This is a genomic window from Phytohabitans maris (assembly GCF_031085175.1).
Taxonomy (GTDB): Bacteria; Actinomycetota; Actinomycetes; order Mycobacteriales; family Micromonosporaceae; genus Phytohabitans; species Phytohabitans maris.
The window spans coordinates 241,795-261,884 of record NZ_JAVHUY010000001.1; the positions used below are offsets into that span (position 1 = coordinate 241,795).

15 protein-coding genes are annotated in these 20,090 nt (G+C 71.2%); 10 read left to right on the forward strand and 5 right to left on the reverse strand.

All coding sequences use genetic code 11. The annotated features are described in order from the left end of the window. Positions 1-19 precede the first annotated feature (19 nt). From RB614_RS01100 to RB614_RS01135, 8 genes are read left to right on the forward strand one after another with little or no spacing between them, the layout of a single operon-like run. The gene (locus RB614_RS01100) at positions 20-1,375 is read left to right on the forward strand and encodes an O-antigen ligase family protein (RefSeq protein ID WP_308710386.1); all 1,356 of its coding nucleotides are present in this window, start codon (positions 20-22) and stop codon (positions 1,373-1,375) included. Beyond that, positions 1,362-2,801 (forward strand): lipopolysaccharide biosynthesis protein, encoded by a 1,440-nt coding sequence (locus RB614_RS01105; RefSeq protein ID WP_308710387.1) that lies wholly within the window; start codon positions 1,362-1,364, stop codon positions 2,799-2,801. Before RB614_RS01100 ends, RB614_RS01105 begins: the two co-directional genes overlap by 14 nt. Further along, complete coding sequence (locus RB614_RS01110) at positions 2,798-3,907, forward strand: polysaccharide pyruvyl transferase family protein (RefSeq protein ID WP_308710388.1); 1,110 nt, start codon at positions 2,798-2,800, stop codon at positions 3,905-3,907. The genes RB614_RS01105 and RB614_RS01110 overlap by 4 nt, the downstream gene beginning before the upstream one ends. Next, positions 3,907-5,061 carry a glycosyltransferase gene (locus tag RB614_RS01115; protein ID WP_308710389.1) on the forward strand — a complete coding sequence of 385 codons (1,155 nt, stop codon included), beginning with the start codon at positions 3,907-3,909 and terminating at the stop codon, positions 5,059-5,061. The genes RB614_RS01110 and RB614_RS01115 overlap by 1 nt, the downstream gene beginning before the upstream one ends. Then, a complete protein-coding gene (locus tag RB614_RS01120) occupies positions 5,058-5,888 on the forward strand; it encodes a glycosyltransferase family 2 protein (protein WP_308710390.1) in 831 nt (276 codons plus the stop codon). The genes RB614_RS01115 and RB614_RS01120 overlap by 4 nt, the downstream gene beginning before the upstream one ends. After that, positions 5,885-7,051 (forward strand): glycosyltransferase, encoded by a 1,167-nt coding sequence (locus RB614_RS01125; protein ID WP_308710391.1) that lies wholly within the window; start codon positions 5,885-5,887, stop codon positions 7,049-7,051. Before RB614_RS01120 ends, RB614_RS01125 begins: the two co-directional genes overlap by 4 nt. 58 nt (positions 7,052-7,109) lie before the next feature. Then, entirely contained in the window at positions 7,110-8,381 is a 1,272-nt protein-coding gene (locus RB614_RS01130) for a DUF1800 domain-containing protein (RefSeq protein ID WP_308710392.1), read from the forward strand. Between the two features lies 1 nt (position 8,382). After that, positions 8,383-9,639, forward strand: coding sequence for a DUF1501 domain-containing protein (locus RB614_RS01135; RefSeq protein WP_308710393.1), 1,257 nt, complete (start codon positions 8,383-8,385; stop codon positions 9,637-9,639). Positions 9,640-9,660: 21 nt separating this feature from the next. On the opposite strand, the gene RB614_RS01140 is transcribed toward RB614_RS01135, so the two are convergent. The 3 genes from RB614_RS01140 to RB614_RS01150 all read right to left on the reverse strand — a co-directional run bounded on the left by RB614_RS01140 (position 9,661) and on the right by RB614_RS01150 (position 13,373). Next, positions 9,661-11,193, reverse strand: coding sequence for a sugar transferase (locus tag RB614_RS01140; RefSeq protein WP_428982889.1), 1,533 nt, complete (start codon positions 11,191-11,193; stop codon positions 9,661-9,663). A 149-nt stretch (positions 11,194-11,342) separates the two neighbouring features. Next, complete coding sequence (locus RB614_RS01145) at positions 11,343-12,404, reverse strand: LCP family protein (protein ID WP_308710394.1); 1,062 nt, start codon at positions 12,402-12,404, stop codon at positions 11,343-11,345. A gap of 126 nt (positions 12,405-12,530) precedes the next feature. Beyond that, on the reverse strand, positions 12,531-13,373 hold the full coding sequence (locus tag RB614_RS01150) for an SDR family oxidoreductase (RefSeq protein WP_308710395.1): 843 nt from the start codon (positions 13,371-13,373) through the stop codon (positions 12,531-12,533). 151 nt (positions 13,374-13,524) lie between these two features. Here RB614_RS01150 and RB614_RS01155 point away from each other — a divergent pair, with 151 nt between their 5' ends. Continuing rightward, positions 13,525-14,910, forward strand: a complete 1,386-nt coding sequence (locus RB614_RS01155; protein ID WP_308710396.1) for an MFS transporter — start codon at positions 13,525-13,527, stop codon at positions 14,908-14,910. Between the two features lie 625 nt (positions 14,911-15,535). Here the strand turns inward: RB614_RS01155 and RB614_RS01160 are convergent. After that, positions 15,536-17,842, reverse strand: coding sequence for a putative bifunctional diguanylate cyclase/phosphodiesterase (locus RB614_RS01160; protein WP_308710397.1), 2,307 nt, complete (start codon positions 17,840-17,842; stop codon positions 15,536-15,538). Between the two features lie 296 nt (positions 17,843-18,138). On the opposite strand from RB614_RS01160, the gene RB614_RS01165 reads away from it, so the two are divergent. Then, on the forward strand, positions 18,139-19,416 hold the full coding sequence (locus RB614_RS01165; protein ID WP_308710398.1) for an ROK family transcriptional regulator: 1,278 nt from the start codon (positions 18,139-18,141) through the stop codon (positions 19,414-19,416). Positions 19,417-19,615: 199 nt separating this feature from the next. On the opposite strand, the gene RB614_RS01170 is transcribed toward RB614_RS01165, so the two are convergent. Continuing rightward, positions 19,616-20,062, reverse strand: coding sequence for a hypothetical protein (locus tag RB614_RS01170; protein WP_308710399.1), 447 nt, complete (start codon positions 20,060-20,062; stop codon positions 19,616-19,618). Positions 20,063-20,090 lie beyond the last annotated feature (28 nt).

Here is a 20,090-nt window from a genome sequence, read left to right on the forward strand (position 1 = left end):
GCGGGTCGCGTTTACTTCGGTGAAACACACGGAGATCGGCATGTTTACCGGCACAGCAGGCGGTCCCCCCGTGGCCGAGCGCTCCAGCGACGGTGAGCGGGATCCTTCACTGCTGATGAAGGGTCGATCACTCGCGGCCGAACTGCTCGACCGGCGGCAGCGGGTGCCGCTTGCCGTGGGTGTTGTGATCGCCGCGCTGGCGCTCGTTCCGGTGGCAATCCTTCCGTCCGAAAGCGCCATCTATGCCGGGATAGCAAATCCGTCACCAACCCTTCATACGTACACGGCGGCGATCGTCGTTGCGGGTGTGGTGGTGGCAATCCGCGCTACTCGCGGCTTTCTGACCGGATTGTTATTGTGGGCGCCTTTCCTCGTCTGGCTGATCATATTCATGATTTCGGCCTGGGACCCGTCGGCGCGCACCGTCTCGGGCCTGCTCCAGCTCGCCCTCGGCGCGATCACATTCGCCATCGGAGTCGCGGGGGAGGCGCAGGACCGTGCGAGGTCGTTCCTGGTGTGGGCCTTCGCCATCGCGGCGTGGATCCAGCTCGCGGCGATCCTCCTGGCGAGCATCGGCCTGCCACTGCGCCGGATCGGCGGCCAGCAGGCGCTCGACGTGCTCGGCCGGGCCACGGGCCTGACCAGCCATCCGGGCGAGCTGGCAAAGCTGCTCTTCTTCTGCGGGCTCTGCGCGCTCATGCTGCCGCAGCGCACCACCTGGGAGCGATGGGCCGCCTGGCTGACGCTCGGCGCTGTCCTCGTCGGGGTTTCGCTGGCCCAGAGCCGGTCCGTGCTCGTCGCCATCATCTCGATGATCGTCATCTTCGTGCTGCTGGAGCTCACGGCGGGCCGGTGGCAGCGCCGGCACTTCGTCGTCATCGGCATCACGCTCGCGCTCGGTGCGGCGTCGCTGCCGTGGCTGATCGCGCGCTTCTCGGCCGATCCGAGCGGCGGCGCCCGAGGGCACGTCGCGAAGGTCGCGTTCCACGCGATCGAGGCCCACCCGTGGGCGGGAGTCGGGCCCAACGGGTACGTCGCCGTGGTCGGTGCCACGGACCCGCTCACCGCGGGCGGCGTGCCGGTGCACAACGTCTTCCTGCTGAGCGCGGCGGAGGTCGGCGTAGCCGGCGCGTTCTACCTGTGGCTGCCGTTCCTCGTCGTGGCCGCGCGGGCGATCTACTACACGTGGCGCACCCGTGGTTCGGACCTGGCGGCCCGGGTCGTGGTCAGCGCCCTGCCCGGCATCGGCCTGATCGCCATGACCGGTTGGGGCCTGATGCAGGGTCCGTACTTCCTCATCTTCTCGCTCGTGCTGGGCTACTTCGGCGCGCGGGCGGGCACCGGCTCAGGGCAGGTGGGCGATGGTCTCAACTGACGTCAACGCGCCGGAGCGCAAGCGTTCCTCGCTGACCGTCTCCTCCGGGCTGCTCGGGCTCTCCACGATCCTGGCCCGGCTGACCACCCTCGTCGTCATGGCGCTGCTCGCCCGTGGCGCCGGCGCGGAGGCGGTCGGCTATTACGGCCTCGCCACGCTCGCCGCCTCGTTCACCGCCGCGGCCCTCTCCATCGGCCTGCCCACGTACCTCACGCGTGACGTGGCGGCCGGGCTGGTGTCGCCGCCGGAGGTCGGCCGCATCCACTGTGGACGGCTCGCGGTCCTGCTGCTCGCCGCGGGGGTGGCCTATCCCGTGTCGCTGCTGGCCCTTCCGGCGCCGATCCGGCTCGGCTTCTTCCTGTTCTTCCTGGCGAGCGTCCTCGAGCAGTGGAACGAGACCGCGTGGGTGCTGGTCCGGGGCACCCACCGGGCGTGGGTGGAGCCGTTCACCAATACCTCCGTGGGTCTGGCGCTCGTCGCCGTGTGTGCGGCCGACGCCTGGCTCGGCGACGGGCTGGCCTTCGGCGACGCCGCGGCGTACGTCGTGGTGGCCGCGATCGTCCGGTCCGGCGCCGCTTTCCTGCTCGTCGGCATCTGGCGGGCGGTGCGCGCGCCGGGCCGGCTCGACATCGTACGGCACGCGCGACGGTCGCTGCCGTACTTCGCGACCGACCTGCTCGGGCTCGTCTACTTCCGCGGCGACGTCGCCGTGCTCGCGCTCTTCGTCACCGCCACCCAGGTTGGCGAGTACGTCTCGGCCGCCGCCATCATCGGCCCCGCGGTCCAGGTCGCGGCCTCGATGGGGGTGGGCGCGCTCGCGTACGCGGCGCCGCGTATCGGTGCCGGCGCCCCGTCGACGGACGACCCGCTCACCATCTTCACCTTCTTCCGGATCGCGGGGCAGGCGGCGGCCGGGCTGATCGGCATCGGCCTGCCGATCGCCGTGGCGATCCTCTTCGGCGGCGAGGGCCGTACGACGCTGGTCCTGGCGTCGATCCTCACGCTCTTCCTGGCGCTGCGGTTCGCCAACTTCGGCCTGTCGGCGATCCTTCTCGCCCACGGGAGGGCGTCCAGCCGGCTGGTCGTGCTGGTGCTGAGCATCTGCGCGAGCGTCGGGCTCAACCTGCTGCTCGACCGGAGGTTCGAGGCGTACGGGGCGGCCAGCGCGGCGGCCCTCACCGAACTGGTCGTGGCGGGTTCGCTGCTCTGGTTCGTGCGGATCGGGGCGCTCGTACGGCCCGTTCTCGCCTCGGTGGGATACGTCGCCGTCGCGGCGATCCTGCTGTCCGTACTGTCCGCGCTGGCGTCGCCCACCGCGGTCGCCGTCATCACCGGCGGCTACTTCGTGGCGACAGCCGCGCTCAGTTTCCTTTACCAGAGACGGGCTTCGCGCCGCGTTCCGCAGACCATCGGGGAGAGCGCATGAGGGTCGGCATTGTCGGCTGGTTCGGTTCTGACAACCTGGGTGACGAAATCCTTCTGCACACGCTGATGTCGTGCGTGCGGTCCGTCGTGGAGGACGCGTCGTTCGTCGTCTTCACACCTACGCCCGAGCGGGTCGCGGCCCTGCACCCCGTCGACGCGCTGCACATGCCGACCATCCGGGCGCGCGGGGCGGGTGAACGGCAGGCCGCGGCGCAGCGGGCGATCCGCGACTGCGACGTGCTGCTCCTCGGCCCCGGCACGGTGTTTCAGGAGCGATCGCCAAACCTGCCCTGGCCGGGCACACTTGTGCTCTTCTCCAGGATCGTCGGCATGGCGAAGGTGGCCGGCACGCCGGTGGTGGTCGCCGGTGCGGGCGTACGGGAAGGGGCCACGCCGTTCGGTCGCCGGCTGTTGCGGGTGCTCGGCGCGGCGTGTGCCGCCGTCGGCGTACGGGACCAGCGCAGCGCCGCGCACTTCGGCGGCAAGGCCCAGGTGATCGGCGACATGGCGTACGCCCTCAAGCTCCCCGACGTGCCACCGGCCGGGCCGGGCCGGCGCTTCGCGCTGTCGATGCGCCCGCTCGCCCCGGAGACCGAGCGCACGCTCCTGGCGAGCTTGACCGGCTGCGTGGACCGGCTGCGTTCCGAGGGGTGGACCGGCGCGTTCCTGCCGATGGCGTTCGGCCGGGGCGCGCAGGGCGAGGACGACCGCGACATCTACGACCGGGCGTTCCAGGACGTGCTGGAGCTGGCGCCCAACCCGCTGGACGGCACGGGCCGGCTCGCCGATGCGCTCGACGAGTGGCTGGGCGGGCTGGCCACGCACCAGCTCGTCATCGGTACGCGGCTGCACGCCGCGGTCATGGCGGTGGCGCTCGGCGTGCCCACGGTCGCCGTCGCGTACGAGCGAAAGGTGCTCGACGCGTTCGTAGACCTGAAGCTGGAGCGGTTCGTCGTGCCAGCGGACGTCGACGCCGCGACCCTGCACCGCACCGCGATGCTGGCGGCGCAGTCCACTGAGGAGTTTCGCGCGGCGGCGGCCCGGGTCGCGGGCCAGGGGCGGATCGCACACGACTTCGTCGGGTCGGCGATGAAGGGGCTGCGCTGATGCGGGTCCTGCTCCTCACGCCGTTCGCGCCGAACGTCAAGCACCTCCACGCGGCAGCCGACACGATCGTGCGGCTGACACCGCGACTTGCCGAAAAAACCGACCTGTTCGTCTACTCGCCGCAGCATCGCTCGGCCGAGGCCGACCAGGCGGGCCTGAGCTATTCGCTGTTGGGGCCGACGGCGCCGCCGCGAAGTAGCCCGCTGGACCGGCTCGGGCCCAAGCCGGCGTGGCTGCGGCAGGCATGGCCCCGGCAGTCGACCGCGGACGTCGTCGAGCTGATCGATCGGCTCAAGCCGGACGTCGTGCACGGGGAGTACCTGCAGTGCGCGGAGGTGCTCGGCGGATACCGCAATACGGTGCTCGGCCTGCACGACATCACCGAAAACGTCATGGCCGAGTCGTACCGGGCCTCTTCCGGGCTGGAACGCCCGTACCGGCTCGCCGAACTGGTGCGGACGCGCCGCTTCGAGCGGGCCGCGATCCGCCGCGCGGCCGCCGTGCTGACGCTCTCCGACGCCGACTACGCGGTCGCGTCGTCGTACAACCCGAATACGCTCGTCGCCCGCCCGGGCATAGAGATCGCCGACGTGCCCTGGCAGCCACCCGCCGGTGCCGAGCGGCCCCGGCTGGTCTTCGCCGGAGCCATGTGGCGCCGCGCGAACGCGCTGGTGGCGCACTATCTGGCCAGCGACGTGATGCCGGCCGTCTGGCGTGTGCTGCCCACCGCCGAGCTGCGGATCGTGGGCGCGGAACCGCCGGCGGACATCCTCGCCCTCGGCGCGGCGGACGGCCGGATCGTGGTGACCGGTGCGGTGCCGGAGATCCGCGACGAGATGATGGCCGCGCACGCCGTCGTCGTACCGTCCATCGTGGGCGGTGGCGTGTTGATGAAGGTGGTCCACGCGATGGCGCTGGGCTGCCCGGTCATCACGTCGCCCGGCCCGGCCGAGTCGGTTCGCGGTGACGCCTCGACGCTTTTCGTGGCCGACACGGCCGAGGAGATCGCCGCCGCGGTCCGGGTCGCGGTGGAGTCACCGGACGAGGCGGCCCGGCGCGGGCACCGGGCGCGCGCACACGTCGGCGAGATGTTCCAGTGGGACAACACTGTCCGCGCCTACCTCGACGCCTACACGATTGCGAGTGGACAGTGAGAGTCGCTGCCGTCGTCGTCTCGTACAACTCCTCGCGCGACCTGCCGATGAGCCTGGGCTCGTTGCACGCGTTGCCGCTCGACCGCATCGTGGTGGTCGACAACTCGTCCACTGACGACAGCGTGCGGATCGCGCGGTCGTACACGCCGCACGTGTTGACGCTGCCGAACGTCGGCTTCGGAGCGGCCATCAACGCCGCCGTCGAGAGCGTCCCGGATGTCGACGCGTACCTGCTCTTCAACCCCGACTGCCACATCGCCGACAAGGACTACGCGGTGCTTGTCGAGGCTTTGCGAAGCGACGCGCGGTTCGGTGCGGTGGCGCCGCTGATGCGGTATCCCGACGGCACGTACGGGATCTCGTCAGGCCCCGAGCCGAGCATGGCCAAGGAGTGGCTCGCCGCGCTGCGTGTCGACCACCTGGTGCCCCGGCGGGTCAAGAGCTGGCTGCCACGGCTGCCGTTCCTCCGGTCGCGGCTGCGGATGCTGGAGTATCTCGACGTCGGGCCCTCCGGCGAGACCCGCGCGGCGTCGTGGGTCTCGGGATTCTGCATGCTCGTACGCGCGCGGGCGTTTCACGACGTCGGCGGCTTCGATCCCGGATACTTCCTGTACTTCGAGGACGTCGACATCTGCCGGCGGCTGCGCGACCGCGGCTGGGGTGTCGCCTCGGTCGGCTCGAGCGTGGCCGACCACAAGGAGAGCACGAGCACGGCCGCGGTCGGCAAGCGCCGGCTGTACCGGTCGGGCATGTCTGTCTACTTTTCCAAACACGGCACGCGCGGCCAGCGTGTTCTCGCGGGTGCCTTGAGGAGGTTACCGATTTGAAGATCCTCTTTGTGACGCCGTGGGTGCCGGCCCCGGTCCGCCCGCGCAGTCACGTGTTCCTGCAGATGCTCGCCAAGGAGCACGACGTCCACTTCCTGAGTCTGGTGAAGCACGACGCGGAGGCCCGCCTCGCGGACGAGCTTCCGGTGGGGGAGCGGACGCTCGTGCCCAATACCCGCGCGGGCTCGATGACCCGCAGCCTCGGCGCGCTGCTCACCGGCGTCTCGTTGCAGCAGGGGTACGCGAGCCCGAAGGCGCTGACCACCGCCCTGCGGAGGAAGCTCGACGAGTGGCGGCCGGATGTGGTGCACCTCAACGTGTTTCGCACCGTCCACCTCGTCGAGGAGTGCGGGAGCACGCCGGTGATCGTCGACCTGGACGAGTTCCGCAGCGAGTACTACGAACAGCTCGCGGCCACCAGCTCGAGCCCTGCCTGGCGTGCGCTCGGCCGGGTGGAGGCGGCCCGGATGCGGGCGCGCGAGGACGAGCTGGTCGCCAAGCGGGTCCCCCTCATGCTGTCGGCGCCGTCGCTGACCGGTGTGGAGCGGCCCAGCACGTACGTCGTCCGGAGCCCCTGCGACTTTCCGATCCAGCGGGACCCCGGCCCGGTCGAGCCGGTGGTGCTCTTCGTCGGCCGGCTCTCGTACGAGGCGAATGTGAGCGGCCTGCTCTGGTTCGTGCGCGAGTGCTGGGACGGCATCCGCGCCCTGGTGCCCGACGCGCGGCTCCGGATCGTCGGCTCGGATCCGCCCCGGTCGGTGCAGGCGCTGGCCGAGGCGGGAAACGGGATCGAGCTCTACCCGAACGCGCCGAGTGTCGAGCCGCACTACGGGCAGTCCGCGGTGGCCATCGCTCCCATCTTCCGCGGCACCGGCGTGCAGATGAAGCTCATCCAGTCGCTGTCGGCGGGCGTGCCGACCGTGACGACCACCACCGTGGCCGCCCGTGCGGGGGTACAGGACCGCGTACACGTGCGGGTGGCGGACGATGGCACCGGCTGGGTCTCGGCCGTCAGTGACCTGCTCAGCCAGCCGGCGCAGGCCGAGCGGCTCGCCCACAGCGGTCGCGAGTGGGCAGTGGCCAACCACAGCTCGGCAGCGGTGGCCCGGCAGCTGAACGTGGCGTATGCCGCCGCCGTGGGCAGCGCGGCCGTCGATGTTTGAGAAATAGATCATGGGGGCCTGGGCGCGCGAGCGAACACGGTCCCCTACATTGATTGACATGGCCGACGACGTCGCATTGCTGCTGCGGCGAGCCGGCTACGGTCCGATCTCCACAGAGCTGGCCGCCGCCAGAGCCGCCGGTTACGAGGCGACCGTGGCCTCGCTGACCGCGCCCACCGGACCGGACGTGGGTGCCTCCAGCACGCCCATCCCGAGCCTGGGACCGGATCCGTTCTCCATGCTGCCGAAGAATGCCACCACCGCGCAGCGGGCCGTGGCGGCCGACAAGCGCTGGCGGCAGACGCAGACGCTGACCCAGTGGTGGCTGGACCGCCTCACCATGGCCGACCACCAGGCACGCGAAAAGTTCGTGTTCTTCTGGCACGGGCACTGGGCGACGTCGGTGCGCAAGGTGATCCGTCCAAAGTTGATGCTGCGGCAGCACCGCACGCTGCGCAGCACGTTCGACTTCTCGGCGATGGCGCACCGCATGGTTCGCGATCCCGCGCTGATCTACTGGCTCGACGGGCAGCTCAACACCCGGTCGGCGCCGAACGAAAACCTCGGTCGCGAGCTGATGGAGCTCTTCATGCTCGGCATCGGCACGTACACCGAGCGTGACGTCAAGGAGGCTGGCCGGGCGCTGACCGGCTGGCGGCTGGACTACGACGCCGCGACGTCGTTCCTCCATCCCGCATCCGCCGATCGCGGCAGGAAGACCATCCTCGGCACGACGCGCGACTTCGACACCGACGGTCTGGTCGACTTCCTGCTGACGCAGGAGGCGTGCCCGCGTTTCCTCGCCTCCCGGCTGTGGTTCCGGTACGCGTCGGCGACCGAACCGATACCGGAGGCCACCCGGGAGCGGATGGTCGCCGCGTTCCCCGACACGATGGCGATGCTGCGCGTGCTCCTCGTCGACGAGGCGTTCCTGGCGACCGGCGGCAAGCTGGTCAAGCAGCCGGTGGAGTGGCTCGTCGGGGCGATGCGCCAGCTCGGGCTGCGGCCGGGCAGCCTCCCCCCGGACACGTTGCTGCTCGTGATCGACGGCCTCGAACGGCTGGGACAGCTGCCGTTCGCGCCGCCCAGCGTCGGCGGTTGGCCGGCGGGCACGGCGTGGCTGACCGCCGGGGCGGCGCAGGTGCGGCTCGGCCTGGCCAACCGATTCGCCAAGCAGGCGGTCACCGACCGGCTGACGCCCGAGTCGCTCGCCAACCTGCTCGCCGTCGATACCTGGACCAACCGAACGTATGCCGCGATGAAGGGTGTGTCCGATACGCCAACCCTGCTGGTCCTCGGGCTCGCCAGCCCGGAATACCTGGTGACGTGAGATGGACGCGTTGACCCGTCGCAAGTTTCTGCTCGCCTCCGGAGTCGTCGGTGGCGGTGCCATCGTGGCCGGCGCGGCCGGCTTGGGCATCGCCGAGCTGCTGGACACGGCGGCGAAGGCGCCCAAGGAGGAGACCGCGAAGACCGGCAAGCTCGTCATCGTCACGCTGTACGGCGGCAACGACGGCCTCAACACGGTCATCCCGTACGGCGACCAGAGGTACTACGCCGCTCGGCCCGAGCTGGCGTACCAGCCGGAGAAGGTGTTGCGGCTCGACGGCGCCCTCGGGCTCAACCCGATGATGCCCGGGCTGAAGCGGCTGTGGGACGAGAAGCGGCTCGCCATCGCCCTGGGCGTCGGCTATCCCAAGCCGGATCGCAGCCACTTCCGGTCGATGGACATCTGGCAGAGCGCATCGCCGAGCGGACCCGTCGAGACGGGCTGGGTTGGCCGCTGGCTGGACGGCACGAACGCCGCCCCGGAGGCGGCGGTGAGCTTCGAGTCGGTGCTCCCACCGCTGCTCGCCGGCGAGACGCGCACCGGCGCGTGTGTGAGCACCGGTGGCCTCCGGCTGCCCGACGGCCTGACCACCGACATGCTCGCCCAGCTCGGGCGGAGCCAGCCGGAGGAATCGCCGGCCCAGGCGCGCGCCGCGGCGGCGTACGCCGACCTGATCAAGGTGGACCAGCTGGTCAAGCACGCCGAGCAGACAGCCAGTACGCCCGGCCTCGAAGACGTCATGGAGCTGCCGGCCACCGGCACCGGTGGCTCCAGCACGCTGGCGGCGGAGCTGTCCCTGATCGCCAAATGCATCGAGGTGGGCGTCCCCACCCAGGTGTACTCGGTGAGCCTCGGCGGGTTCGACACGCACGCGGAGGAGCGGGCCGGACACGAGCGCCTGCTGCGGCAGCTCGATCAGGCACTCTCCGGCTTCGCTACCCGGATGGCGCGGACGGAGGCCGGCCAGCGGGTGATGGTGGTGGTCTACAGCGAGTTCGGCCGGCGGGTACGGGCGAACGCCTCGGACGGCACCGACCACGGCACCGCCGGACCGGTCTTCGTGCTGGGCCCGAGCGTCGCCGGTGGCTTCTACGGCGAGCAGCCGTCACTGTCCGATCTGGACGATGGCGACCTGAAGGCCACGATGGACTTCCGTGACATCTTCGGCACCGCTCTCGCGGCCGTGCTTGACGCCGAGCCGGCGCGTTACCTGCACGGGTACGAGGCGGAGATACTGCCGCTGATCCCGCCGAGTTAGGCCCTGTTTCAGAGACAGGGCCTAACGCCCGCCGCCCCGGAAGACCTCCGCGATCGTGCGGAGCAGCACCTTCGCGTCCAGCCAGAGTGACCAGTTTTCGATGTAGTAATTGTCGAACCGGGCCCGATCCGAGATGGGCGTGTCGCCGCGCAGGCCGCTGACCTGTGCGAGTCCGGTCAGCCCGACCGGCACCCGGTGGCGCATCGCGTAGTCGGGGTGCTCGGCCGAAAACTTCTCGACGAAGAACGGGCGTTCCGGGCGCGGTCCGACGACGGTCATGTCGCCGCGCAGGATGTTCCACAGCTGGGGCAGTTCGTCCAGCGAGGTGCGGCGCATGAACCGGCCGATCGCGCTGACCCGCTGGTCGTCGGCGATCGACCAGTTTGTCTGCGACTCGTGGTCGTCGCGCGGCCGCATCGAGCGGAACTTGATGACCTGGAACGGCTTGCCGTAGCGACCGATCCGCTCCTGCTTGAAGAAGATCCCGCGACCTCCGTCGAGGAAGGTGGCGATGGCGCACAGCAGAAAGACCGGGCTGAGCACGGTCAGTGCGATCGACGCGAACACGATGTCCGACGCCCGCTTCGCCCCCCAGCGCGGGCCGGACAGCGACATGTGGCGGGCCTGGACCACCGGGATCGCGCCGATGTGATCGGGCAGCCGGCCCTGGGCGTGCGAACCCCACAGCCGCGGCACCACCCACAGGTCGCAGGTGGCGCAGCCGGGTCGCCGCAGAATCTCCATCAGCGTCGACTCGGCGCACTCGGTGTCGGCGACGATGAGGACGTCGCCCTCGACCATCGTGATCGTCTTTTCGAGGTCGTCCAGGGTGCCGATCAGGGGTGGCGCCTCGGGATCGTCGCGGGTGCCGGTGTCGACCCAGCCGGCGAAGCGCAGACCGTACTGCGGGTAGCGGCGCAGCAGCCGGGCCAGCTCGACGCCGACGGGACCGGAACCGATCACGATGGCGTTGTGCTCGACCCAGCGCCGCTTGCGCGCCAGGACGGTGAAGCTCCTGGTGAGGGCACGGCCCACGATCACCAGCCCGGCGGACAGGGCGACGCCGCGCATGAAACCGGCCACGTACTCCACGGACTCGTGACGCAGCGCCGCGATGATCGCGACGATGGCGGCCGAGGCCAGCAGCCGCCCGCAGAGGCTGGGAAGCTCGTCCAGGATGCTCACGTGCCGCCGCGCATGGTAGAGGCGGCCCGCGGCGAAAATGAGGATCGTCAACCCGGCCGCGAAGAGCGTGCCCCGCCAGTACTGGTTGGTCAGCAGCAGCGGCGCCAGGAGCGCGGCCAGGTCGACCGGTGCGGTGATCATCCAGGCCCGTAGTGGCCGGGTGCGCTTGGACGCGTCGGACCCCACGTACGGCAGGACGGCGGTCGCGGCCGGACGCGAGCGGATCGTCTCAGCCGGCGGCCGCTCCCCGGACGCGGGGCGCTGGCGCGGGACCACGGCCAGACTGCTGTCGTCTTCGTCGCCCTCGGCCGGGTCGTCGGCCGTCACCGCCGGTGCGCGGTGACGCGGTCCGACGATCGGTAACTCCACCGTGGCCTCGTGACCAACGGCAGAAACACTCGAACTGCTCATGACGTCCCCCGATGAAGCCTGGCAGCAGACTGCGAACCGCGAGCGGCCGTCAGCAGGATACGGCCGGACATGTTGGTACGCCATGGCCAAGAGGACACCCTCGGCTCCTATTTTGCGTTGCTGAGGATTTCAGCACCCGCGTCGCGGCGCACCGCGTCGTAGAAGACCTTGGCCTTTTCCTTGTCTGGAAAGACAACGCTCTCCGAACCGACCCGACCCGTGCCCTTTGTCGGGCTAGTGATGAATGTGAGATTTTCGCTGCGTAGATGGCGAAGGTTGGTCGCAGTGTCGAAGATGTTGAGCGTCTTGTCGACAGATACGGCGTTGGCTGTCGCTTTTAGGAATGAGTTGAGCTTTGCCGGATTTGTGAGCAGGCCGCCGGATGTGGCCTTGTCCAGGATGGCCTTGATCACCTGCTGCTGGTGCCGGATCCGCGCGAAGTCACCATCGGCGAACTGCTTGCGCTGGCGGGCGTAGTCCAGCGCGGTCGCGCCGTCCATGTGGTGCTGGCCCGTGGTGAACTTCCGGTACGGCTCGTGGATGGAGGTGAAGTTTTGATCCACCTCGATGTCGATTCCGCCCAGGGCGTCGACGATCTCCTGGAAGCCGGCGAAGTCAATGATCACCAAATGGTCGATTCGTACGCCGGTGAAGCTTTCCACCGTTTGCACCATCAGTGGAAAGCCACCCCAGGCGAACGCCGCGTTGATCTTCGCGTCGCGGTTGCCGCGCTGGCCGTCCTTTGTGGCGGGAACATGCACCCAGGTGTCGCGCGGTATCGAGATCATTTGGGCACTCGTCCGGCCCTTGGACAGGTGGGCCAGGATGATCGTGTCGCTACGGGAACCAGAGGTGTTTTCCGGGTCACGTGAATCACTACCCAGGATCAGGAGGTTTTCGGCGTCCTCGGCCACCTTCTGCGGACGTGATTCCTCAGGCACGTCGCTGAACGCCTCGACGCGCTCGATGCTGCCTTCGACCGACCGCAGGTAAAGGCCGGTCCCCAACAGGCCGCCACCGGCGAGCAGAGCCAGCACCAGCAGCGTGATGAGCGCGATGCGCTTTGTGCGGCGGCGCTTGGTCGACGTTTTCTTCGTCGGGGCGCCCTCCGTAGGAATATCCAGGGACCGGGTCGAGTCGATTTCCGCGAGGGGTGGGCGGCGAGGCATGGGCCTGATGGTACTGACACATCCCACTCGGCGTTTGCCCCGCATGTTAAACCGCTGCTACGACCGTCGATGATCAGTGAGCGTCGACTCCGCATGGCGACCGGTGGCACGCCTGCCAGCCGGAGGTCAGCCGGCGGGCAGCGCGGACAGGTGCTCGGCGAGGCTGGTCGCGGGGTGGCCGGTCAATGTGGCGACCGCGGTGGTGACGCCGTCGAGCTCGCCGGCGGCGATCGCCGTGTACGTGCTGACCCAGGCGTCCACCTGCCAGGCCGGCGCGCCGTACGCCGCGCGTGACGCGTACGCCTCGTTGAGCGACTCGTCCTGGTAGCTGACCTGGCGCCCGGTGACCTCGGTGATCGTGGCGGCCACCTCGCGCAGCGTCAGCGCGGCCGGGCCGGTGAGGTCGTACCGGGCGTTCACGTGCTCCGCCGGCTCGCGCAGTACGGCCACCGCGGCGTCGGCGATGTCGTCCTGGGTGACCGCGGCGACCCGCCCCTCGCCGGCCGGCCCGCGCAGCACGCCGTCGTCGCCGACCATCAGCGGGAAGAAGTCGATGTACAGGTTGTCGCGCAGGATCGTGGCGTCGAGCCCGCTGGCGGCGATGTGCTGCTCGGTGGCCCAGTGGTCGCGGGCCAGCGTAAACGTGGCGTCCGGGGCGGCGCCGAAGAACGACGTGTACACCACGTGCCGGACGCCGGCCGCGACCGCCGCGTCGACGAACGTGCGGTGCGTCTCGACCCGGCCCGGCTCCTCGGCGCCGGAGACCATGAAGAGCGTGGTCACTCCCGCGAGGGCCCGCTGGGCGGCCGCGCCGTCGGCGTACTCGGCGCGGACCACCTCGGCCCCGGGCAGGCTCGGCGCCCGCTCGGGATCGCGGACCACCAGGCGCTGGGGCGTCCCCGAGGCGGACAGCCGCTCGGCGACGCGGCGGCCCAGGCGACCGGTGGCACCGGTGACGGCGAGTGTCACGGCTGCATCGTCCTTCCCACGATCAGCAACACGCCCGCGAAACCACCACGGGCGGCGTCAAACCTGGCACGCTGTACCCTGCCGCGAAACCCCCGTCCCAGAAACACGGGGTTGCATATCTCACCCTTCCCACCGAGCCGGAGCGCCCCACTTGACCCCGCCGACCCCCGCCGCATCTACCAGCGCCGGCGCCGAGTTGCGCCGGGTGGTCGCGGCGTCCCTGGTGGGGACCGCCCTGGAATGGTACGACTTTTTCATCTACGGCCTTGCCGCGGCACTTGTCCTCGGTGACCTGTTTTTCCCCACCGCCTCCGACCCGGTGCAGGTGCTGGCGTCGTTCGCGACGTTCGGGGTGGCCTTCATCTTCCGGCCGCTCGGCGGGTTCTTCTTCGGCCGCCTCGGCGACCGGATCGGCCGCCGCTCCACGCTGGTGATGACGACGCTGCTGATGGGCTTCGCGACCGGCATCGTGGGGCTGCTGCCGACGTACGAGACGGCTGGCGTCGCCGCCCCGATCCTGCTGGTCCTCGCCCGCGTCTGCCAGGGACTGGGCGCCGGCGCGGAGTTCGGCGGGGCTTCCACGCTGCTGGCCGAGCACGCCCCGCGCGGGCGGCGGGCGTACTACGCCTCGTTCGTGCAGACCGGCGTGCAGCTCGGCCTGCTCACCGGCACGGTGGCGTTCCTGCTGGTGCAGCTGCTCGGCACCGAGGCGGTACGGGAGTGGGGCTGGCGGCTGCCGTTCCTGGCCAGCTTCGTGCTCATCTTCGTCTCGCTGTACGTGCGGCTGCGGGTCGCCGAGTCGCCGGTCTTCCTGGCCATGGAGCGCAACCGCACGACCGTGGCCGCGCCGGTGCAGACCACGCTGCGGCGCTACCCGCGCAGCTTCCTCGTCGGGGTGGGCGCGCATGTCTGCGACACAGCCGTCGTGTACGTCTACGGCACCTTCATGATCACCTACCTGGTCGACGAGGAGCACCAGAGCCGGGCCGTCGCGCTGACCGGCGTGATCCTCTTCAGCCTGGTCGTGATCGCCCTCCAGCCGGTGTACGGCGCGCTCGCCGACCGGATCGGCCGCCGCCCGCTCAACCTCTTCAGCGTGGTGTTCACCGCCGCGTTCGCGGTGCCGCTCTTCCTGCTGGTGGGCACCGGCCAGCCGGTGGTGATCTGGCTGGCGATGGTCACCGCGATGGCGCTCGGCTTCGCCCCGATGATCGCGGTGCAGCCCATCTTCTACGCGGAGCTCTTCGGCGCCGGCGTCCGGTACACCGGCTTCGCCGCCTCCCGCGAGATCGGCGCCGTCGTGTCGGGCTTCTCGCCGCTGGTCGCGGCGGCGCTGCTGCGGGCCGGCGGCGGCGCGCCCTGGCTGGTGGCCGGCTGGATCATCCTGACCGCGCTGATCTCGCTGGTCGCGTTCCTCTTCTCGCGCGAGACCCGCGACATCGACATCGCCGCCCCGACGATCACCGCGCCCCGCGCCGCCCGGCGCCCCGGCCCCCCGACCCCGGCCGGCATCCCACACGAGGCCCGCGCCCACTGACCCCGCCGCCCGCGGGCGCCCCGGAAGACCAACGCCAAGAGCCATATCCGAGCTACCGCGATGCCCGTCGTGGTCCAGACCGTTGCGCAGGGTCCCCGGGAAACGTGGAGCGCAGCGGAGCGTTTCTTGGGGTGCGTTCCTGCGGCCCCACCCTCCGCGCTTCACAACCCCGCCAGCGCAAGGCCCCAGCCAGCCCGCCCTACCCCGCACGCCGATTACACCTCGCAGAACCATGTCCGCGCTTGCGGCGGCTCCCGCCGCGACCAGACACCGTCGCGATGGGCCGCGTCCGAGACATCGTGAATGTCGCCGCGGCATTCCTGCGGCCGGTGGCCGTCGAGATCGTGGTACGCAACCGCCCCTACGCGGGCGGATTCGTACCACGATCTCCGTGCTTGGGCTGATCTCGGACCGCCGATCCTGGGATAGGGGGCCCGTGTCTCACCCTGAACGTCGCGATCCGCGCGGGGTCGGCCCGAGTGTGTGTCACCCCCGCTGTCGATCCAGGAGGCCACCGTCCCAGGTGGGTTGGGGTGTGGGACGCGGAGGGTGAGGCCGCGGGAGCAACGGTCTGGACCGCCGCGGGCGTCGCGGTAGCTCGAATCTTTCTCTTTGAACCGGTCTTTCAGGTGAGGGAGGCGCGCATGGCGACCGGGGCGGAGAGGTAGTCGAGCACGTCTTCCGGCGGGCACGGCCGGGCGAAGTGGAAGCCCTGCCCCAGCGGGCAGCCCAGCTCGCGCAGCAGCGCGGCTTGGCGCGGCGTCTCGACGCCCTCGGCCACCGTCGGCACGCCGAGGCTCGCACCGAGGCCGAGGATCGCGCCGACGAACCGCACGTCGCGCTCGCCGGGCGACTCCAGCGACGCGGTGAACGTGTGGTCGATCTTCAGGATGTCGATGGGGAGGCGCTGCAGGTAGGCCAGGGACGAGTAGCCGGTGCCGAAGTCGTCGACGGCGATCCGCACGCCGTGCTCGCGGAGCGCGGTGAGCGTCCGCTGGGTCAGCTCGCCGGCCGCCCCGGCCGCCTCCACCAGTACCGTCTCGGTGATCTCGACGATCAGTGCGGCCGGCGGCAGCCTGCGCTCAGCGAGGACCGTGAGCACGTCGCTCGCGAACGTCGGGGAGGCCAGCTGCCGCGCCGACACGTTTACGCTGACCGCCACGTCGTACCGGGCGTGCCAGAGGCTGGCCTGCGCGGTGGCGTCGCGCAGCACCTTCGAGCCGACGTCGACGACGAGGCCGATCTCCTCGGCCACCGCGATGAACCTGCTGGGCGGCACGTCGCGGCCGTCCGCGGTCCGCCACCGCAGCAGCGCCTCCAGCGCGACCGGCTGGCCCGAGGTGAGGTCGACGATCGGCTGGTACAGCACGGTGAGCGCGTCGTCGGCCAGGGCGGCCCGCAGGCTCGCGGCCAGCTCGGCGTGGCGCAGGCGAGACTCGCGCATCCGCGGCGTGAACTCGACGACCTGGTTTTTGCCGGCCTCCTTCGCGGCGTAGAGCGCGAGGTCGGCGTCGCGCAGTGCCTCGGCGGGCTCGGCGCGCGCCGGGTCGAGGATGAGCAGGCCGGCGCTGGCGGCGAGCAGGACCTGCCGCTCGGCCAGCGGGTAGGCCTCGCGGACCGCCTCGATGACCCGCCCGGCGAGAAGCCGGCAGCGCTCGGCGCCGGTCTCGGTGAGCAGCACCGCGAACTCGTCGCCGCCCAGCCGGGCCACCGTGTCGGCGCCCGCGGCGGCCACCCGCAACCGGTCCGCCACCCGGATGAGCAGCTCGTCGCCGGCCGGGTGGCCGAGCGTGTCGTTGACGTCCTTGAAGCCGTCGAGGTCGACCAGCAACAGCCCGCCCGGCCCGCGACCGGAGTCGAGCAGCACCAGCTCCAGCCGCTCGGCCAGCACGGCGCGGTTGGCCAGCCCGGTCAGCGGGTCGTGCAGCGCGCGGTGGGCCAGCTCCTTTTGCAGCGCCTCCTGGTCGTTGAGCGCCTGCTGCAGCGCGGTCGCCTGCACCATCAGCGCGGCGGACTGCACGTTCATCGCGGCGGCCCGGCGCACGGCCAGCCGGGCGAAGTTTCCCAGCCGCACCACGAGCAGCACCAGCAGCACGCAGGTGAGGGCGGCGGCGCCGACCAGGGCGGGCACCGACTCGCGGCGGACCAGGCCGGAGGCGACCAGACCGATCACCGGTACGACGGGTGCGAGCAGCGCGACGAAGACGAACGTGACGAACCGGGCCCGGGGGAGCACGTCGTCGGTGCCGCCGTCGGGCCGGCGGTAGCCGTGCCGGTACGACGGGTGCAGTGCGGCCGCCGCGACCAGTACCCCGCAGAGCTGCCAGGCGGTGAAGACCAGCCCGCCGGGCTGGAAGCCGTCCAGCGCGTGCGTGCCCACGCGGGGGATCGAGGCCAGGTCGGCGGCGAGCACCACGCCCGCGGCGGCGGCGAGCATCAGCATCGTCGGCGTACGCGACGTGGGGGTGGTGAGGATCCGCAGGGAGAGGGCGAGCAGCAGCAGGTCGAGCGCGCCGAAGCAGGCCACCACCCCGATGAACCGGGCGTCCGGCGGGTCGACGCTGAGCCACGGCTCGACCAGGAACGCCCACGCGACGATCGCCAGGCCGGCCGCGACGATCGCGGCGTCGAGGAAGTTTTGGTCGGCGGGCTGGGCACGGCGCACGCCGAGCAGCAGCGTCAGGCCGAGCACGAAGAGGGCCGAACGGGCGGCGAGCGCGACCGGCCACGCCGTGTCGGAGATCTCGCCGGCCGGCACCACGTGCAGCGCGGCGCTCGCCAGGCCGAGGCCGCAGCTGGCCAGCAGCACCCACCAGCCGGAGCGGTGCAGTGCCTCGCGGCTCGTCAGCGCGTACGTCGCGACGGCCACCGTGACCAGCTGCGTGAGGATCCAGATCGGGGCGGCGACCGCGGGCGGCAGGGGCCAGGCCACGAGGACCAGCGTCAGACCCCCGGCCAGAACGACAAGCCAGGCGCGGCGCGGCGCACCGATCACGGAACCCCCTGGGGGCGGCCAAGAGTGGCTGGGCAGCGCCTGAGTCTACTGCCCTCTCGCGTTCCGTACCTACGGACTAATCGGTATTTTCCGCTTCCGCCCGGCTGGGTGCCGTGTGGCCGGTCCACTCCCGCCCGGCGGCGCCACGCGGCCTCCGCCGGCGCATGCTGGCGGTGCCGGTCGGTGGCAACCTACGATCCTGGGAAAAGTCCCGCTGTACGAGGTTTCCCACGATGTCGAGAGCCCCGACGACGCCGGCGATCGGGCTGCCGCAGGAGCGCATCCACCGGCACAACCTCGGCACCCTGCTGCGCCACGTGCACCTGGCCGGCTCGGTGTCGCGGGCCACGCTGGCCGAGCGCATGGGGCTCAACCGCAGCACCATCATGGCGCTCACCGCGGAGCTGAGCACCGCCGGCCTCGTACGCGAGGAGCCGCCCACCGGCGCCTTCGCCGGCGCTGGTGCCGCGGGCCCGCGGCGTGAGGACCAGCGCGGCCGTGCCGGCCGCCCGTCACTGGTGGTGCGCGTGCGCCCCGACTGGGCGTACGTGCTGGCTTTCGACGTCGCCGTGGACCGGCTGGTCGCCGCCCGGGTCGGGCTCGGCGGCGCGGTGCTCGACCGGCGCGAGGCGGTACGCCAGCGGGCCGGCGCCGACCTCGACCGCGTGGTGGACGTGCTCGCCCGGTTCGGCCGCCAGCTTTACGAGGCGGCGCCGGCGGAGTCGGTGTGCGTGGGGATCGGTGCGTCGTACTGCGGGATGATCCGGCCGGGCGACGGCATGGTGCGGTTCGGGCCGGACATGGGCTGGGTCGACCAGGCATTCGGCGCCGAGCTGGGCCGCCGGCTGGGGCTCGGCATCCCCGTTCCGGTCGGCAACGAGGCGCACCTGGGCGCGCTCGCCGAGCAGCAGCGGGGCGCCGGCATCGGCTTCCAGAACCTGCTCTACCTGCACGGCGACGTCGGCGTGGGCGGCGGCATCATCGTCGGCGGCAAGCTGCTCGACGGCGACGGCGGGTACGGCTGCGAGCTCGGGCACATGGTGGTCAACCCGTACGACGGGCGGCCCTGCGGGTGTGGCTCGCACGGCTGCCTGGAGGCGGAGGTGGGGGAGCGGGCGCTGCTCGACGCCGCCGGCCGCCCCGCCGACCTCTGGGGCCGCGACGCGCTGCGCGCCGTGGTCGACGACGCCGACCGGGGCGACGAGGTGGCGCGCGAGGCCCTGCGCCGCATCGGCGACTGGCTCGGCATCGGGGTCGCCAACCTCATCAACCTCTTCAACCCCGGCATGGTCATCTTCGGCGGCATGCTCCGCGACGTGTACCCGGGCGCCGCGCCCCAGGTGCGCCACCGCATCGCGACCAACGTGCTGCCGGTCGCCCGCGAGCGGGTGCGGCTGCGCACCTCGGCCCTCGGCGACGACTCCACTTTGGTCGGTGCGGCCGAGCTCGGCTTCGCCGACCTGATGGCCGACCCGCTGGCCACGCTCGCCCGCACCCGGACGCCCGCCTAAAGGATCTATTTCAAGGGATGGCCTGCCGCGCTGTCCGTCGTGGTCCAGACCGTTGCGCGGGGTCCCCGGGGAAACGTGGAGCGCAGCGGAGCGTTTTCTTGGGGTGCGTTCCCGCGGCCTCACCCTCCGCGGTCGGCGAACTCACCCCAGCCCCTGCGAGGAGCCGGCGGCCGTCTGGGGTCTGCGCGTCCATGACACCTCAGCACCTCGACGCCGGACGGACGGATGTGTGTGTGGGCAGCTCTCGAGCTGCCCCGTCTGTGCGTTCGGCCCCGGCAGCCAGCCGGCGAGCGCCGCGGTGGGCTTGTGGCGCGGACCCGGCAGCGGAGGCCGGGGATTTCGGCGAGCGCCAGCTCGCCGCCGGCCGTAGCGCCGCTTCCCGTCGCTGGCGGCGGCGCTCGCGGAGCCAGACGGCGGCGCCGGACGCGGCGAGTACCAGCGCGAGCGCGACCTTGAACCCGCCCTTGCCCAGCACCAGAGAGCCGCCGATATGACTGAGCACCCCCAGCCACCAGCGCGGATCGGCGATCCGGGGTCCGTCGCTCAGGGGTACCCAGCCGTGCAGCCAGAAGCCGAGCACGATCAGTGCCACCGCGGTGACGCCCGCGATCACCGCCGCCGTCGCCAGGATGCCGGTGCTTCGCACGCTTCGATCAACCATGAGCTGACGGTAC

Bases quoted from the DNA above. Each gene is read 5' to 3' on its own strand.
- RB614_RS01105 (WP_308710387.1), top strand. From the start codon at position 1,362: ATGGTCTCAACTGACGTCAACGCGCCGGAGCGCAAGCGTTCCTCGCTG.
- RB614_RS01110 (WP_308710388.1), top strand. From the start codon at position 2,798: ATGAGGGTCGGCATTGTCGGCTGGTTCGGTTCTGACAACCTGGGTGAC.
- RB614_RS01115 (WP_308710389.1), top strand. From the start codon at position 3,907: ATGCGGGTCCTGCTCCTCACGCCGTTCGCGCCGAACGTCAAGCACCTC.
- RB614_RS01130 (WP_308710392.1), top strand. From the start codon at position 7,110: ATGGCCGACGACGTCGCATTGCTGCTGCGGCGAGCCGGCTACGGTCCG.
- RB614_RS01135 (WP_308710393.1), top strand. From the start codon at position 8,383: ATGGACGCGTTGACCCGTCGCAAGTTTCTGCTCGCCTCCGGAGTCGTC.
- RB614_RS01145 (WP_308710394.1), bottom strand. From the start codon at position 12,404: ATGCCTCGCCGCCCACCCCTCGCGGAAATCGACTCGACCCGGTCCCTG.
- RB614_RS01165 (WP_308710398.1), top strand. From the start codon at position 18,139: ATGTCGAGAGCCCCGACGACGCCGGCGATCGGGCTGCCGCAGGAGCGC.